At 45.6% G+C, this 14890-nt stretch carries 14 protein-coding genes and 1 riboswitch; of the genes, 5 read left to right on the top strand and 9 right to left on the bottom strand.

Translation table 11 applies throughout. The annotated features are described in order from the left end of the window. Positions 1-28 precede the first annotated feature (28 nt). Positions 29-1624, bottom strand: a complete 1596-nt coding sequence (locus R3289_RS12535; RefSeq protein WP_318925923.1) for a Na+/H+ antiporter NhaC family protein — start codon at positions 1622-1624, stop codon at positions 29-31. Between the two features lie 96 nt (positions 1625-1720). Beyond that, positions 1721-1904: riboswitch (Lysine riboswitch) on the bottom strand. Between the two features lie 367 nt (positions 1905-2271). Here R3289_RS12535 and R3289_RS12540 point away from each other — a divergent pair. Then, a complete protein-coding gene (locus tag R3289_RS12540) occupies positions 2272-2667 on the top strand; it encodes an H-NS family nucleoid-associated regulatory protein (protein WP_318925924.1) in 396 nt (131 codons plus the stop codon). Positions 2668-3058: 391 nt separating this feature from the next. On the opposite strand, the gene R3289_RS12545 is transcribed toward R3289_RS12540, so the two are convergent. Together R3289_RS12545 and R3289_RS12550 are read right to left on the bottom strand one after the other, a co-directional pair. Next, positions 3059-4030 carry a lytic murein transglycosylase gene (locus R3289_RS12545; RefSeq protein WP_318925925.1) on the bottom strand — a complete coding sequence of 324 codons (972 nt, stop codon included), beginning with the start codon at positions 4028-4030 and terminating at the stop codon, positions 3059-3061. A 9-nt stretch (positions 4031-4039) separates the two neighbouring features. Next, the gene (locus R3289_RS12550) at positions 4040-4318 is read right to left on the bottom strand and encodes a YcgL domain-containing protein (protein WP_318925926.1); all 279 of its coding nucleotides are present in this window, start codon (positions 4316-4318) and stop codon (positions 4040-4042) included. A 222-nt stretch (positions 4319-4540) separates the two neighbouring features. On the opposite strand from R3289_RS12550, the gene minC reads away from it, so the two are divergent. From minC to minE, 3 genes are read left to right on the top strand one after another with little or no spacing between them, the layout of a single operon-like run. After that, positions 4541-5203 (top strand): septum site-determining protein MinC, encoded by a 663-nt coding sequence (minC, locus tag R3289_RS12555; protein ID WP_318925928.1) that lies wholly within the window; start codon positions 4541-4543, stop codon positions 5201-5203. Between the two features lie 22 nt (positions 5204-5225). Next, a complete protein-coding gene (gene minD, locus R3289_RS12560; RefSeq protein WP_318925929.1) occupies positions 5226-6038 on the top strand; it encodes a septum site-determining protein MinD in 813 nt (270 codons plus the stop codon). A gap of 6 nt (positions 6039-6044) precedes the next feature. Continuing rightward, complete coding sequence (minE, locus tag R3289_RS12565) at positions 6045-6305, top strand: cell division topological specificity factor MinE (RefSeq protein WP_318925931.1); 261 nt, start codon at positions 6045-6047, stop codon at positions 6303-6305. A gap of 59 nt (positions 6306-6364) precedes the next feature. On the opposite strand, the gene rnd is transcribed toward minE, so the two are convergent. The 6 genes from rnd to R3289_RS12595 form a co-directional block, all read right to left on the bottom strand. Beyond that, positions 6365-7495 (bottom strand): ribonuclease D, encoded by a 1131-nt coding sequence (gene rnd / locus R3289_RS12570; RefSeq protein WP_318925932.1) that lies wholly within the window; start codon positions 7493-7495, stop codon positions 6365-6367. A 211-nt stretch (positions 7496-7706) separates the two neighbouring features. Continuing rightward, entirely contained in the window at positions 7707-9398 is a 1692-nt protein-coding gene (gene fadD / locus R3289_RS12575) for a long-chain-fatty-acid--CoA ligase FadD (RefSeq protein WP_318925933.1), read from the bottom strand. Positions 9399-9580: 182 nt separating this feature from the next. Continuing rightward, positions 9581-10483: an alpha/beta hydrolase gene (locus tag R3289_RS12580; RefSeq protein ID WP_318925936.1), complete on the bottom strand. Its 903-nt coding sequence runs from the start codon at positions 10481-10483 to the stop codon at positions 9581-9583. A gap of 332 nt (positions 10484-10815) precedes the next feature. Beyond that, the gene (locus R3289_RS12585; protein WP_318925937.1) at positions 10816-11097 is read right to left on the bottom strand and encodes a hypothetical protein; all 282 of its coding nucleotides are present in this window, start codon (positions 11095-11097) and stop codon (positions 10816-10818) included. A 67-nt stretch (positions 11098-11164) separates the two neighbouring features. Beyond that, positions 11165-11866 (bottom strand): tRNA (adenosine(37)-N6)-threonylcarbamoyltransferase complex dimerization subunit type 1 TsaB, encoded by a 702-nt coding sequence (gene tsaB / locus R3289_RS12590; protein WP_318925939.1) that lies wholly within the window; start codon positions 11864-11866, stop codon positions 11165-11167. A gap of 15 nt (positions 11867-11881) precedes the next feature. Next, positions 11882-13825: an ATP-dependent DNA helicase gene (locus R3289_RS12595; RefSeq protein ID WP_318925940.1), complete on the bottom strand. Its 1944-nt coding sequence runs from the start codon at positions 13823-13825 to the stop codon at positions 11882-11884. Between the two features lie 213 nt (positions 13826-14038). Here R3289_RS12595 and purU point away from each other — a divergent pair, with 213 nt between their 5' ends. After that, the gene (gene purU, locus R3289_RS12600) at positions 14039-14872 is read left to right on the top strand and encodes a formyltetrahydrofolate deformylase (protein ID WP_318925942.1); all 834 of its coding nucleotides are present in this window, start codon (positions 14039-14041) and stop codon (positions 14870-14872) included. Positions 14873-14890: the final 18 nt, after the last annotated feature.

The raw sequence follows: 14890 nt of genomic DNA on the forward strand, positions 1-14890 counted from the left end.
GTCGCAGATTACTAATCTGTTACTGGTATTATACGTTTGCAGTGGTCGCTGTCGGACGGCGAGAGAGCCAAGATAGCATTACACAAACCACAATAAATGTGACAGTGGCTGCCATAAATGACACGGCCAGTGAACCCGTCATGCCGAGCACTAAGAAACCAATGGCTGAAACAAAGGCGACTGAAAGTGCGTAAGGTAGCTGAGTAGAGACATGATCAATATGGTGACAACGAGCACCGGTTGAAGACAGGATGGTGGTATCAGAAATTGGTGAACAGTGATCACCGAAGACCGAACCCGCCAGAACCGCACTTAACATCGGCAGTAGCAGAGCAATATCTGTCGCAGCAGATAAATCGCCGGCAATCGGTAGCATGATACCGAAAGTACCCCAAGATGTTCCTGTTGAGAACGCCATAACACCTGATAGCAAGAACAGGATAACGGGTAGCATCATTGGGTCAATATTACCTTGCACCAGCGTAGACAAATACTTTCCGGTCGCCATATCGCCGATGACGCTACCGATACTCCAGGCGAACAACAGGATCAGAATGGCACCAAACATCGACTTCGCACCAATCCACAATGTTTTGACGGTATCCGCCATCGGGATTTTCTGGCGCAGCACAGGAATAAACGCCGACACCAAACCAAATAAACCACCATAACATAGCGATTTACCCACATCGGTATTTTCAAAAGCCCCCAGAATATTAAACGCAATTCCATCTGCATCCAGAGCCTGATAACCCGTATAAATCATAAAGAAGAAAGTGGAGAGGATCAGAATTACAATCGGCATAACCAGATCAGTAACACGGCCATTCTGGCTTTCTTCGATTTCAAGCTCATCATTCAGATCTTTAGCCTGACTGTCATCATCGCCTTCATCGAACCCATAACCATGACTTGCCTGCACTTCATGCTTTTTCATAGAGCCGACATCAATTTGGAACCAAGCAACAGCGAATACCATCAGCAGAGCAAATACGGCATAAAAGTTCATTGGAGCCAGCTGCAAGAATGCACTCAATGCAGAATATTCAGTCACACCATGTGATACCAGAATGCCACCAATCACGGTAATGATATAAGCACCCCAACTTGATGCAGGCATTAATACACACATAGGTGCGGCCGTTGAATCCAGAATATAAGCCAGTTTAGCGCGTGAAACGTAAAATCGGTCAGTAACCGGACGAGAAATCGAACCTACTGCCAGACTGTTAAAATAGTCGTCAACAAAAATGAAAACACCTAAAAATGCAGCCAGTAGCTTCGCGCCACGTTTACTTTTTATTTTAGTTTGTGCCCACTCGGCAAATGCGTGTGTACCGCCCGATAAGGTCAGCAATGCAGTCATCATTCCCAATAAAACCAGGAATACCACAATACTCATGTTCCAACTATTGATGGCGCCATCTTCGATGAATACGCTTTTAACTGTTGTGAACAAGTAATCTGCGGTAGCCCCGGCAGAGAAATCGGTTAATAACAGTGCACCTAAGACAACACCAACACCTAAAGAAACCAATACTTTACGTGTAAGGACAGCTAATACCAATGCCACTAATGGTGGTAAAAGCGAAATGGAGGAATGTGAAAAATCTACAATATTCATGATCTCTACTACAACCGATCTGGTCGGAGATCTACTGCTGAACACGGGAATAACCGTGATAGATGAGTATAAGGAAAGAAGATAAACCTCTCCCGACCCCACAGTAGCGCTCCATAGTTAATGTAATTATATACTATGGCAGTGTTGCCCCTATTTGGTGACAACCCCAGCAAGAAGGTCTGATAAACCTTTCTAACTTCGGCATTGGCTCCTTTCGCAAACTATCATCGGAATCACCCTACAGTTTGCTACTCTTAGACAATGCACCTCTACCCTTAGTCAAGGAATGGTTCATTCTACGGAATGTCGACTCTTTTGCAACAACTTAAAGTGAAAGTTTTTACAGAAATAGTGAATAATATTGCCGACTTGGTGAATCTTTAATCATAACACCCTAAATTGGAATGCGATGAATATGAAATGGCGGACATTTATATATAGCGAAGAATCACTTTTTGGTTGATATTTTCAAACTAAAATGTGATTACATTTTTCCATAATTGAGAATCCATTCAACAAACAAACAATATTTAATTATTAATTAAATAAATTGTTTGGCACTGACACTATAAAAGTATTATTATTGATAAATATTGCTTTTTGACTGCTATTATTAATGCGGCAGTAAATTTAACGGGAAATAAAAAATGTCTGATGTAATGAAAGCGCTATTAAACCTTCGTAGCCTTCGCGCACTTTCTCGCGAATATACACTAGAGCAACTACAAGAAGCTCTGGAAAAACTACAAACAGTTGTCGCTGAACGTGAAGAATCTGAAGCAGAAGAGATTGCGAAAGAGAATGAGCGTAAAGAAAAACTGGATCATTACCGTGAAATGCTTCTGGCTGATGGTATCGACCCAGAAGAATTACTTTCTACTCTGGCTAAAGCACCAAAAGCTAAGCGTGCTTCACGTCCAGCAAAATATAAATTCATCGATGAAAATGGTGAAGAAAAAACGTGGACAGGCCAAGGTCGTACACCAAGTGCATTGAAGAAAGCGTTAGATGCCGGTCAATCTATTGAAGATTTCGAAATCTAATAAGCCATATACCAGTTGAATAAAAGCCCGGCTATCATGCCGGGCTTTCTATATTCAGTAAAAGTATTTTATTTATTAACAACCGACTAATGATTGCTGGCCATTCTCATATCACTGCAGACCATTCACGGAATCACCAATAACATCAATACGCATTGGTGCTGTTAATAAGAGCCATTAAAAAGCACGAAAGTAAGCCGGTAACTTTTATTATCCCTGCACGGCTGCCGCACTCACTAAAAACATAAGACATTGAAACAAAAGAAAATAACCAACAAAAAAACCATGTGAATAATAATGATAACAGGCTGGTAAACGATTAGATTCCACGAAAAAGAGCCAGATATTAATACCTGACTCTGTCTCTTTTTAGAATCAAAAAATACAAATGTTATCGAATCCGGTCAGCTAGATGACTCACCGCTAAAGCAAAATAATGCGAACGATTCCAGCTTAATAGTGTTTGATAATTATCATAAATCAGATATGCACGCCCTTGTTGATCATCAGGCTGAATAAGCCATGCGTCAATATTAACTTTAGGAAGTGCTTGCCCATTTATTTTCCTGACCCCCAGCTTTTGCCATTCCGCTAAAGGTCTTGCTTTTTCCTTTTCGACACCTTTAAATGATGTATCTATTCCCACAGGGGATTTAACCTGCCTTCCCCATATATATTCATCATTCCAGCCCGACATCTTCAGATAATTCGCCGCGGAGGCAAAAACATCCTCTTCGCTCTGCCAGATATCAATACGTCCGTCATTATTTCCATCGACAGCATAAGCAAGAAACGATGTCGGCATAAACTGGGGTTGCCCCATCGCACCAGCCCATGACCCTTTCATCTCTGTTGGCGCAATATGGCCGTCATTAAGAATGGTTAAGGCTGCTATTACCTGTTTGCGAAAAAAAGCTTCTCGACGGCCTTCATAGGCCAGGGTAGCAAGCGCTTCGATCACATTATAATTACCCATTAAGCGACCAAAGTTACTCTCAACGCCCCATAAAGCGACTATGAACCTTGGCTGAACACCATATTCACGTCCAATCCTATCCAGCGTCAGTTTATGCTCTTGGTATAGACGATTAGCCTGTTTTACTTTCCAATCAGGAACCGCTCGTGGGATATATTCATCCAGCGTCAACTTTTTCTCAGGCTGATTTTTATCAGCCTTAACGGCATGCTCTGTATATTTAATGCCTTTGAAAGCAGTATTGATTATCGATTCTGAAATTCCATGCTCACGAGCTTGTGTTTTAAGCTCAAGCACATACTCGTCAAATCCTTCGTCAGACGAAAATGCTGTCGAAGAGATCCCTAATCCTATGGCCACTAGGGCCGATATCAAACGCTTATGCATAGTTACCTTTTACGAATTGAGTTCAGCTTTTGCTGCTTTATGTTGTTCGAGTAAATTAATCACTGGTGGTGGTATCTGCAGATAATAACCTGCCGTCGCTAACGCCTCTTTAACCCTATCGGCATCTGCTAATGCTAATTTACGCCCTTCCAGCTTTATCACCATAACAAACTGTGGCTTGCCAAAAGTTGTCATCAGAGGTTCTGGCACGTCAGAAAAATCATCTTTTTTATTGATATATAAATATGTATTTTCTTTTTTGGCACTTTTATAAATTGAACACAACATCAAAATAGCCTGCTTGTTAAAGTCTTCATCTTTTCAGACACTCATTTTACTCAATCATTCCCCCAAAGTGCTAACTTTAAGGCAATGCAGATGAGACGTTTGTCTTAAATTCCAACGCCAGGGCAAGGATAGCTTGCCGATACATCCTTTGGAATATACCATGCAAGTACCTTTGTGATAACGTACCTAATTGGCTAATTTAACGTCAGTCATATAATAATCATGAGTAAATCGCCAGAATTAAAAGGGAGCACATACACGCTCTCAGCCCTGCATTTAGTTGATGGGGATATAAAGCAGGCAACTGACCACTTAAAAGAGAAAGTGAGCCAAGCAGCTAGTTTCTTCGCCTCTGCTCCGGTGGTAATCGATGTTACCCTTGCAGGAAAGCAAATTGACTTCAAACAGCTAAAAGCTGGTGTTGAAGATACAGGAATGATCCCGGTCGGTATCAGCGGCTGTAAAGATCCTTACTTACAGTCACAAGCAAAATCAGCAGGTTTTGCTATCATGAATGCTGCACGTCAGGCGCAAGCGGCAGAAAAAGCCATGGAGCCAACGAAAATCATTCGCACTCCTGTTCGTTCAGGTCAACAAATCTACGCGAAAAACTGTGATCTCGTTGTGATGAACCATGTTAGTGCTGGTGCCGAAATCATTGCTGATGGCTGTATTCATGTTTATGGCGTGTTACGGGGACGAGCTATTGCCGGTGCAAGCGGTCAGCTGCAAGCAACAATTTTCTGCCAGAACTTACAATCAGAGCTGATTTCCATCGCTGGAAACTACTGGCTCAGTGATAAAATCCAAGAAGAGTTCTGGAGCAAAGGTGTCGTTATCTCACTTGCTGAAAATAATTTAAACATAGAGCACCTTGCTTTATAACGTTTGATAAGGAATTTAATAGATGGCACGTATTATCGTTGTTACATCGGGCAAAGGTGGCGTTGGTAAGACAACATCCAGTGCGGCAATCGCATCAGGCCTTGCGCTTGCCGGGAAAAAGACCGCTGTTATCGATTTCGATATTGGTCTGCGTAACCTTGACCTCATCATGGGCTGTGAACGTCGCGTCGTATATGATTTTGTTAATGTCATTAATGGCGAAGCAAATCTTAACCAAGCGCTGATTAAAGATAAGCGCGTTGATAATCTTTTCGTGCTTCCAGCATCTCAGACCCGCGATAAAGACGCATTAAGTAAAGAAGGCGTAGCGCGCGTTCTGAAAAATCTCGATGAAATGGGCTTTGATTTTGTTATCTGCGACTCACCCGCAGGTATCGAAACTGGTGCGCTAATGGCACTGTATTTTGCTGATGAAGCCATTGTCACCACGAATCCGGAAGTCTCCTCGGTTCGAGACTCCGATCGAATTCTGGGTATCTTAGACTCAAAATCTCGTCGCGCTGAAAATTCTGATAAGCCAGTTAAGCAACACCTGCTGTTAACTCGCTATAATCCAGCCCGCGTGACTCTGGGTGATATGCTAAGTGTACAAGATGTAGAAGACATCCTTCATATTCCGTTGCTTGGCGTTATCCCTGAAAGCCAGGCAGTGCTGAATGCCTCCAACAAAGGTGAGCCGGTTATTTTTGACAAAGAGTCAGATGCTGGCCTTGCATATGAAGATACTGTTGCCCGTTTACTGGGCGAGGAACGCCCGTTCCGTTTCTTAGAGGAAGAGAAAAAAGGCTTCCTGAAACGTCTATTTGGAGGCTAATTAATTATGGCTTTGCTAGAGTTTTTCCGCCCGAAAAAAACAAACACGGCTAGTATGGCGAAGGAAAGGCTGCAAATTATCGTCGCAGAGCGCCGCTCTGCGGGCCAGTCTGCGCCTTCTTACTTGCCCCAGCTAAAACAAGATATTCTGGACGTTATTCGCAAATATGTGAATATCACGCCAGAACAGGTAAGTGTAAACCTGGATCAAAGAGAAGAAGATCTGTCGGTTCTGGAGTTAAACGTTACCCTGCCAGAAGACAAATAAAAAAATCCCCTGAAGCGAACCTTCAGGGGATTTAAACTATTTCAGACTATCTGACAGACTTATCTGGCTGACTTTTCCAGCAGTGGTCGTATGCGTTTTTCAAACAATGGCTTACGCCATGTTTTCAGCATGTCAGGCAACTTATCTGCTGACTTCTGATGTTTCCAAGCCCATGAAACAAGCTGGTTCACTTGCTTTTTCGATGCCAAAAATTCTGGGGCCAGCCCCGTTTCTGCTTCGACACAGGTAATTTCATCTTTAATTTGTTTAACAATCTGCTTATAACCCGGCAAATCAACCAGGCGAACAATTTTTTCCGGGTACTGTTCTGGCGAAATATTTTCCGCGTCGTGAACTATTTTTAGCAGACGTCCTGCATGGCGTTGGATCTCCATGCTATCAAAACCTTCTTTCACCATCACCGCTTTAGAGGTGATGTTGTAACGCGCTAATTTCCAGATATTTAATTCTTTAACGATAAAGTTCAACGCGATATCTCGTTTGCGCGCTTCCAGTACACGCCACTTCGCCACTTGTTGCAAAACTGCAAGCTGCTTAGGACTCAACTGCCAGGCATTTTTCACCTTCAGATAAGCTTGTTCCGGGTCAACGGGCTGGACACGTTTCAACATCAGAGACGAACACTCTTGCTCTAATGCTTTCATCCAGCCTTTCGCTTTTACCTGTTCAATCAGCTTTTCATAAAGCGGGAGTAAATAGAATACGTCAGCCGCGGCATAATCGAGCTGTTTTTCAGTTAAAGGACGGGCTAACCAATTGGTTCTGGCCTCACCTTTATCAAGCTCAACCCCAAGATACTCATTGACGAGTGTTCCGAAACCCGTTGAAATTCCGTGGCCCAGAAAGGCAGCCATCAGTTGCGTGTCTAGCATCGGTTCCGGCAAGCATCCTGCGTAGTACTGGAAGACTTCCAGATCTTCGCCACAGGCATGCAAGACTTTAGTCACGGACTTATCTTGTAACAGATCCCAGAACGGTGTCATGTCGTCAATTTCGAGTGGATCAATAAGCGCTAAATTAACCCCATCAAACAACTGGATCAGCCCGAGTTTCGGATACAACGTACGAGTACGTACAAACTCCGTATCCAGCATGACTACAGGGAGTGCACGCGCGTGCTCACAGATTGCCTCTAATTGTTGGGTCGTCGTTATTATTTCGAAATTCACAGCAAACCTTTAAAAGAGCCGGTTGTAACAGACCAGCCTAAAGTACATAACTTGTAGTTGTTCTAAATGGCCACTATCTCATTCAATAGCAATAGGATGAATAACTACCCGATCGTAAGTGCCGGCACTTATCGCCGGCACTTACGATATTGGTCAATTGTAACCTGAAAGGATTATACGCGCTTGTTTTTTACCCGTAAGGCATCTTTGTCTATGCTTCTTGCGCTTTACTCTTTTTGTCAGACTCTTCGCGCAGCACACGACGTAAGATTTTACCTACGTTGGATTTTGGCAATTCATCACGAAATTCAACAATTTTAGGTATTTTATAACCCGTCAGATGTTCGCGACAATGCATCAGCAACTCATCACGGGTCAGGCTTGAATCGCGCCTAACAACACAAATCTTCACCAATTCACCCGAAATATCATGTGGCTGGCCGATAGCAGCAACTTCGAGCACTTTGCCATGTAAGGCGACAACATCTTCGATTTCGTTCGGATAAACATTAAAACCGGACACTAAGATCATGTCTTTCTTGCGATCGACAATGTGCAGGAAACCTTCGTCATCAAAACGTACAATGTCACCCGTCGATAACCAGCCATCATCTGTCAACACTTCTTTCGTGGCTTCCGGACGCTGCCAGTAGCCTTTCATAACCTGCGGACCACGAACTTGCAACTCACCCGCTTGATCATTGCTTAAGACGTTGCCCTCGTCGTCAACAATTCGCACATCTGTAGACGGGACCGGCAGACCAATGGAACCGTTATAATCAACAAGATCATACGGGTACGCAGCCACCAGCGGTGAACATTCCGTTAAACCATAACCTTCCAGCAAGTAATTGCCAGTGACACTTTTCCATTTTTCTGCCACCGCACGCTGAACAGCCATACCGCCGCCGACCGATAAACGGAGCTTACTGAAATCCAATTCATGAAAGTCTTCATTATTGAGCAGAGCATTAAATAACGTATTCACTCCCGTTAATGCGGTAAATGAATAACGCTGTAGCTCTTTAACAAAAGTCGGAATATCTCGCGGGTTGGTGATCAGCAGATTCTGGCCACCGATTTCAATAAACAGTAAGCAGTTCACGGTCAAAGCGAACACATGGTACAGCGGTAATGCCGTCACGATCAGCTCACGACCTTCAGTGAGAACCGGACCATATGCCCCTTTGGCCTGCATCAAGTTCGCCAGCATATTGCGATGGGTCAGAATCGCACCTTTGGCCACCCCTGTCGTACCGCCGGTATATTGTAAAAATGCGGCATCATCGCCAGACATAAACGGCTTCACATACTGCATACGGCGCCCCTTTCTCAAGGCAGCACGCATGGACGTCGCATGAGGCAGGTGGTACTTGGGCACCATCTTTTTGATGTACTTCACCACAAAATTGACCACGGTGCCTTTCGGGCGGGACAGCTGATCACCCAGGCTGGTTAAGATAACGTGCTGAACGCCGGTTCTCTTCACGACCGTTTCCAGGGTGTGAGCAAAGTTCGAAACAATGACAATGGCTTTCGCCCCGGCGTCATTCAATTGGTGCTCAAGCTCTCGCGGGGTATAGAGCGGATTAACGTTTACGACAACACATCCGGCGCGGAGAATACCAAACAACGCGATAGGATATTGAAGCAAGTTCGGCATCATTACCGCGACACGATCACCTTTTTCCAGTTTCAGATCGTTCTGTAAGTAAGCAGCAAAAGCACGGCTACGCTCTTCCAACTTCCGGAAGGTCATGACCTGGCCCATGTTAATAAACGCGGTTTGGTCGGCAAACTTGTGGACCGATTGCTCAAACATATCGACCAGCGATGAGTATAAATCAGGGTTGATTTCTGCCGGTACATCTTCCGGATAGCGGTTAAGCCAAACCTTATCCACTTGCACTCTCCTTACTTTATTCTGGCGCTATCGCCATTTTCTATGGGTAGTTCAAACAATTGATACACCCGCCACAACAGCGTGAGCAACAAAAACTTAACACAAACCAATTAGACTAATCACTCTAAAATTAAAGTGACAATTAATATATTGCTCTTTAGAGCATCGATTGTTCTTAGCATTTAAAATCTAGCGGTAAACATCAAGATATGACGACAGACATCTTGCGGGCTTTCCATATGACAGTGGTGACCACCTTGCACTTGTACTTGCCTGAGCCGCTCAAACCAGCTCTTTTCCGGCCCTGTCCGTTGCAGGTGGGAGAAACCTTGATCACCAACAATGGATAAAACCGGACATTGGATCTGTGACATTAAAGCTTGCGCATGTTCTGCCACCATACGATATAAAGAATCACAGCGTAGCCTGTCATCATGTCGCCAGTACCAATGTTCGCCATCAGTCTCCGTTCCCCTTAAGACCAGAGGCCGTAAACAGGATTCGGGGAGCCTATTGACCGTACAACGCAAATCGAGCGCTTCTTGCAGCGCATTCATTCTCCGTACTGGCCGTCTGGCAACTCGCCGACGATGACGCTGGCGACTTTCAATGCCTTGTTGCAAACGGGCTGCAACATTATCGGCTGATTCATATAACGGAGCCAGCCCTTCAATCATGACCACGCCCGCTACCTTGTCAGGAAAAGCGGCGGCATAACAACCGGCGACCAGTGCACCTAGCGAATGACCCACTAAATACAGGGGAGAGGCCGACAGCTGCTCAACGAGCTGGTGCAGATCATCAATATAGTCAAAAAAATGATAATAGTTATCGGCATCACGTTTATCAGAATAACCATGTCCCGGCCAGTCAATCGCAACTAGATGGCAATGCCTTGCTAAAGACTCAAATAACGCATCAAAACTGGCTGCATTATCTTGCCAGCCATGCAGTAGCAACAATGTCGGTTTTTGATCGCCACAGCCCTCCTCTGCAGGCGGAACCAGCATTTCATCCGCTGAGTGCTGAAACGAGCAGAGCCCGGCCAGCTTTTTTTCAGCTAGCTGGAAAAAAGTGTTATACATCACCATGTCGTCTCGATAACAGATTCAGGGTTACGCGATGATGAACGCCAGGCTGTCTTTTCAACCTGCATTTCAGGGTCGTTAGCGCGCGTGCGCAGCCTATCATAAACACGGTAGACAGCCCAAGAAATAGCTTTATAAACATTTGGTTCTCAGTCATAAATGTTCAATATACGCTCAACACTCTCTTATACCCAGACCATTAATTATCTGACCATTAGGCCATAACAATCAGCACAAGCTGAGGGCATTGTCAGTTAAAAAGATCCCAAGGGAGGCGTCTTAATTAGAGGGAATAAATCAGACATCACATCAGTATTCACAATGTCAGTTCACACGTAAACATCAACGCCCATCAGGTCAGAGAATTCATCTTTTTTATTTTGATACATCACACCCAGATACGATTCAAGCGCTTCGCGATGATTGCCTTCGGGTTGATCATATTGAATCTGGGCATGAGCATCGCGGATCGACTCAGGGCTGTGAACCGATTTCGATACCGCACTGGCGACTGCGGTAGGATGAGCAACGCCTGACGGCTGAGCGGGAGCAGAAACCCGCGGCTTCTGCTGCGGATTTATTGAAGGTGGTAAGCGATGAATTGAAACCATAACATCCCCCTGAGAACAACGAGCAGTGTGGCGGTTGAACTAGCCGGTTACTGCTCGTCTCTGGAATTTATTCCCGCCCCGGCAGTTTTTTCCAGGTCACGGTATCACGCACATAAACAGGACTGGCGGCCTCGGCTGTAACGGCTTCGCCACGAGAAAGGGCAAACTTTGCAAGCAAGACCATATCTTGAGAATCCGGGTATAAAATGGTGCCTTTCTCTGTTTGGGCTTTCAGTTGGCTGAGTTGTTCAGCATAACTTTCCCAGCCTGTGCCTGCGGTAAACCAAATCCCGGATGCCGTCTCAAACCCATCCGCTAAGGCTTCAGGAGCAATGACTTGCTCAGCACCAACAATCAGCCAGTCACCATCAGCCTGGCGTTGATACTGACCCCAGTAGATCTCTCCCATACGGGCATCAATCGCCGTCAGTACTTGCTCGGCCTGATGCTTACGGAAGGTTCCCTGCGCCATTGTTGCCAACGTAGAAACGCCTACCATTGGCAGATCAGCACCGAAAGCTAAGCCTTGCGCGATACCGATACCAATACGTACCCCCGTGAAACTCCCCGGGCCACGACCGAAAGCTAATGCATCGAGCTGATTTAATTTTACACCGCCTTCTGCCAGTACGGTATCAACCATCGGCAAAATTTTTGTGGTATGTTCACGAGGCGCATATTCGCAACGTGAGATAACTTCATCACCCATAAGTAAGGCAACAGAACAATTTTCAGTTGCGGTATCGACCGCCAGAATTTTGGTGCTCATTCAAGCCTCTGAATGCTAATCGTCACAGTCAACAGCTGTAGTTTCACCGTTCACTTGTGACAGAAACTGCCCGACACCACTGATATTCCGCGTACGCGGGATCGGCGGCAGGCTTCTTAAAAATACCGCGCCATACGGGCGCGTTACCAGTCGATTGTCGCAAATTACCAGCACACCTTTATCCCGCTTATCGCGGATCAGGCGTCCGACACCCTGTTTCAGGGTGATCACGGCGTCAGGTATCTGGACTTGTGAAAACGGATCACCACCTCGCAGGCGGCAATCCTCTATTCGCGCTTTTAGCAACGGATCATCCGGCGCAGTAAAAGGCAATTTGTCGATAATAACACAGCTAAGGGCCTGGCCTCTAACATCAATCCCCTCCCAGAAAGCGCCGGTGGCAACTAATAAAGCATTCCCACGCTCTAAATATTCGGCCAGTAACTTCTGCTTGGTCGTTTCACCTTGTACTAACACCGGTAATTCAAGCTTCGCGCGAAAACCTTCCGCCAAATCACGAACCATCTGATGAGAAGTACAGAGAAAGAAACAGCGGCCATTATTTTCTTCAATCACTGGCGTCAGCATTTCCACCAGCTGATCGGCAATACCAAAGCTATTGGGCTCAGGCAGGAAACGAGGCACACACAGCAAAGCCTGCTGCTGATAGTCAAACGGACTTTCCAATGAGAACTGCTGTTTCGGCTCCAGCCCCAGTCGGTGGCTGAAATGACTGAAATCATCATCAACAGCCAGCGTCGCGGAAGTGAAGATCCATGCCCCTTTCTGTTGCTGCATCTGTTCACGGAACTTTTCGGCTACTGACAACGGCGTGATATGCAACGTAAAATGACGAGGCGTACATTCAAACCAATAGGAATAGCCCGTGATAGTGATATCGCACAAACGAGCCAGACGCGCTTTTAATAAGGTTGCCCGTTCAAATGCGGCATCTAACAACTGACTGCGGCCCAGAACCAGTTTCAGCACATCATAAGTTAAATCAAGGGCGTCATTTAACCGGGTCAGCTCTCGCTGAATCACGGGGCTTCTTACCGCATCTCGCCAATTACCACGAAAGCCCGGCTCGCCAAGAACAATACGTAAATCAAATGCCGCTTGGGCCAGTCGGTCGGCAGTCTTTTGCAGTTGGCGCATGTCTCTGGCTTCAGTTCGGTAGCCAATTTCGACGTCTTTCGCCAACTCCTGCACCTGGCGACTGGATAAGCTCTGGCCGAAATACTGGCTGGCAATATCTGGCATCTGATGGGCTTCATCAAAGATAAAAACATCGGCTTCAGGGATCAACTCACCGAATCCGGTTTCTTTAATGGCTAAATCAGCCAGAAAGAGGTGATGATTTACCACCACGACATCGGATTCCATGGCTTTACGACGCGCTTTAACCACAAAGCAATCTTCATAAGACGGACATTCCCGCCCGAGGCAATTGTCGTTGGTCGAAGTCACCATCGGAAGAACGGGACTGTCCTCCGCAATGGCTTCACACTCACCCAAATCACCGCTTTTGGTCGATGACGACCAGTTGCGAATTTTGACCAACTGACTAAGCAGCGTAGGATCAACATGAGTGCCATGGCTTTCGGTTACTTGTCGGCTAAGGCGATCAAGGCACAAATAGTTAGAGCGTCCTTTTAACAGTGACACTCGCCCGGTAAAACCAATGGCATTGGCCATCAGTGGTAAATCACGGTGGAACAACTGTTCCTGCAAGTTTTTCGATCCGGTACTGATTATGATTTTTTTCCCGCTGACCAGCGCAGGCACCAGATAGGCAAATGTTTTACCGGTTCCCGTGCCCGCTTCAACCACCAGTTGAGACTGCTCGCGTATAGCATCATCGACAGCTTGTGCCATATCAATTTGCGGTTGTCGGGCCTGAAAGCCGGGAAGGGCTTTGTCCAACGCGCCTCCAGAGGCGAAAAACTTGGCAATCATGATGTCAAAACTATTGGTTATATATACAGTAGAAAGGTTGACTATTATGCCAAGTTTGTCTGCAGCCGACCATGATTAATTCACCCGGTGTTGCTTGCTGCTTGCGTACGAGTGGGCATTCACTTACGTGATAATTCAATTATCTTTTGACCCTGAAATAAATAAAAGGTAAACAGTAAGAAGTTGAATTAAAAATACCGTTCAAGGAAGACCATGGAAAAGAAAACCCTACTCACCGATTGTCCTGATGCCGTCGGCCTTATCTCAAAGATCACCAACATCTGTTATAAGCACCAACTTAACATCGTGCATAACAATGAGTTTGTTGATAACACCAATAAACAGTTCTTCATGCGTACCGAACTGGAAGGCTATTTTAACGATCACACCTTTTTGGCCGATCTTGACCACGCCCTACCGGCAGGAAGCCACCGCAGCTTGGTGAGTTCGGCACGTAAGCGCATCGTGATCATGGTAACCAAAGAAGCCCATTGTATCGGTGATATTCTGGTGAAAGCGTATGACGGCACGCTGGATATAGACATCGCTGCCGTTGTCGGCAACTACGACACCTTGAGTAAGTTAACTGAAAAATTTGATATTCCGTTCCATCATGTTAGCCACGAAGGACTAAGCCGTGAAGAACATGAAGAGAAGCTGCTTGCTGCAATTACGCAATATGAACCGGATTACGTGGTACTCGCAAAATACATGCGTATTTTAACGGCCAATTTTGTCGCTCAGTTCCCACACCAAATCATTAATATTCACCACAGCTTCCTGCCTGCATTTATTGGCGCGAAACCGTATCAGCAAGCCTTCGAGCGTGGAGTTAAAATCATCGGTGCCACCGCACACTTTGTGACCAACGACCTCGATGAAGGGCCAATCATCACCCAGAGCGTGATCCCGGTTGACCATAATTTCAGTGCCAATGACATGGTACGCTCAGGTCGCGATGTCGAAAAGTCAGTACTGAGTAAAGCGCTCGGTTTAGTGATCGATGATCGGGTCTTTGTGCACGGTAACAGAACAGTAATACTCTAGGTATGTGTATGAGTTGCG

The sequence above is a fragment of the Photobacterium sp. genome (genome assembly GCF_033720175.1).
Taxonomy (GTDB): Bacteria; Pseudomonadota; Gammaproteobacteria; order Enterobacterales; family Vibrionaceae; genus Photobacterium.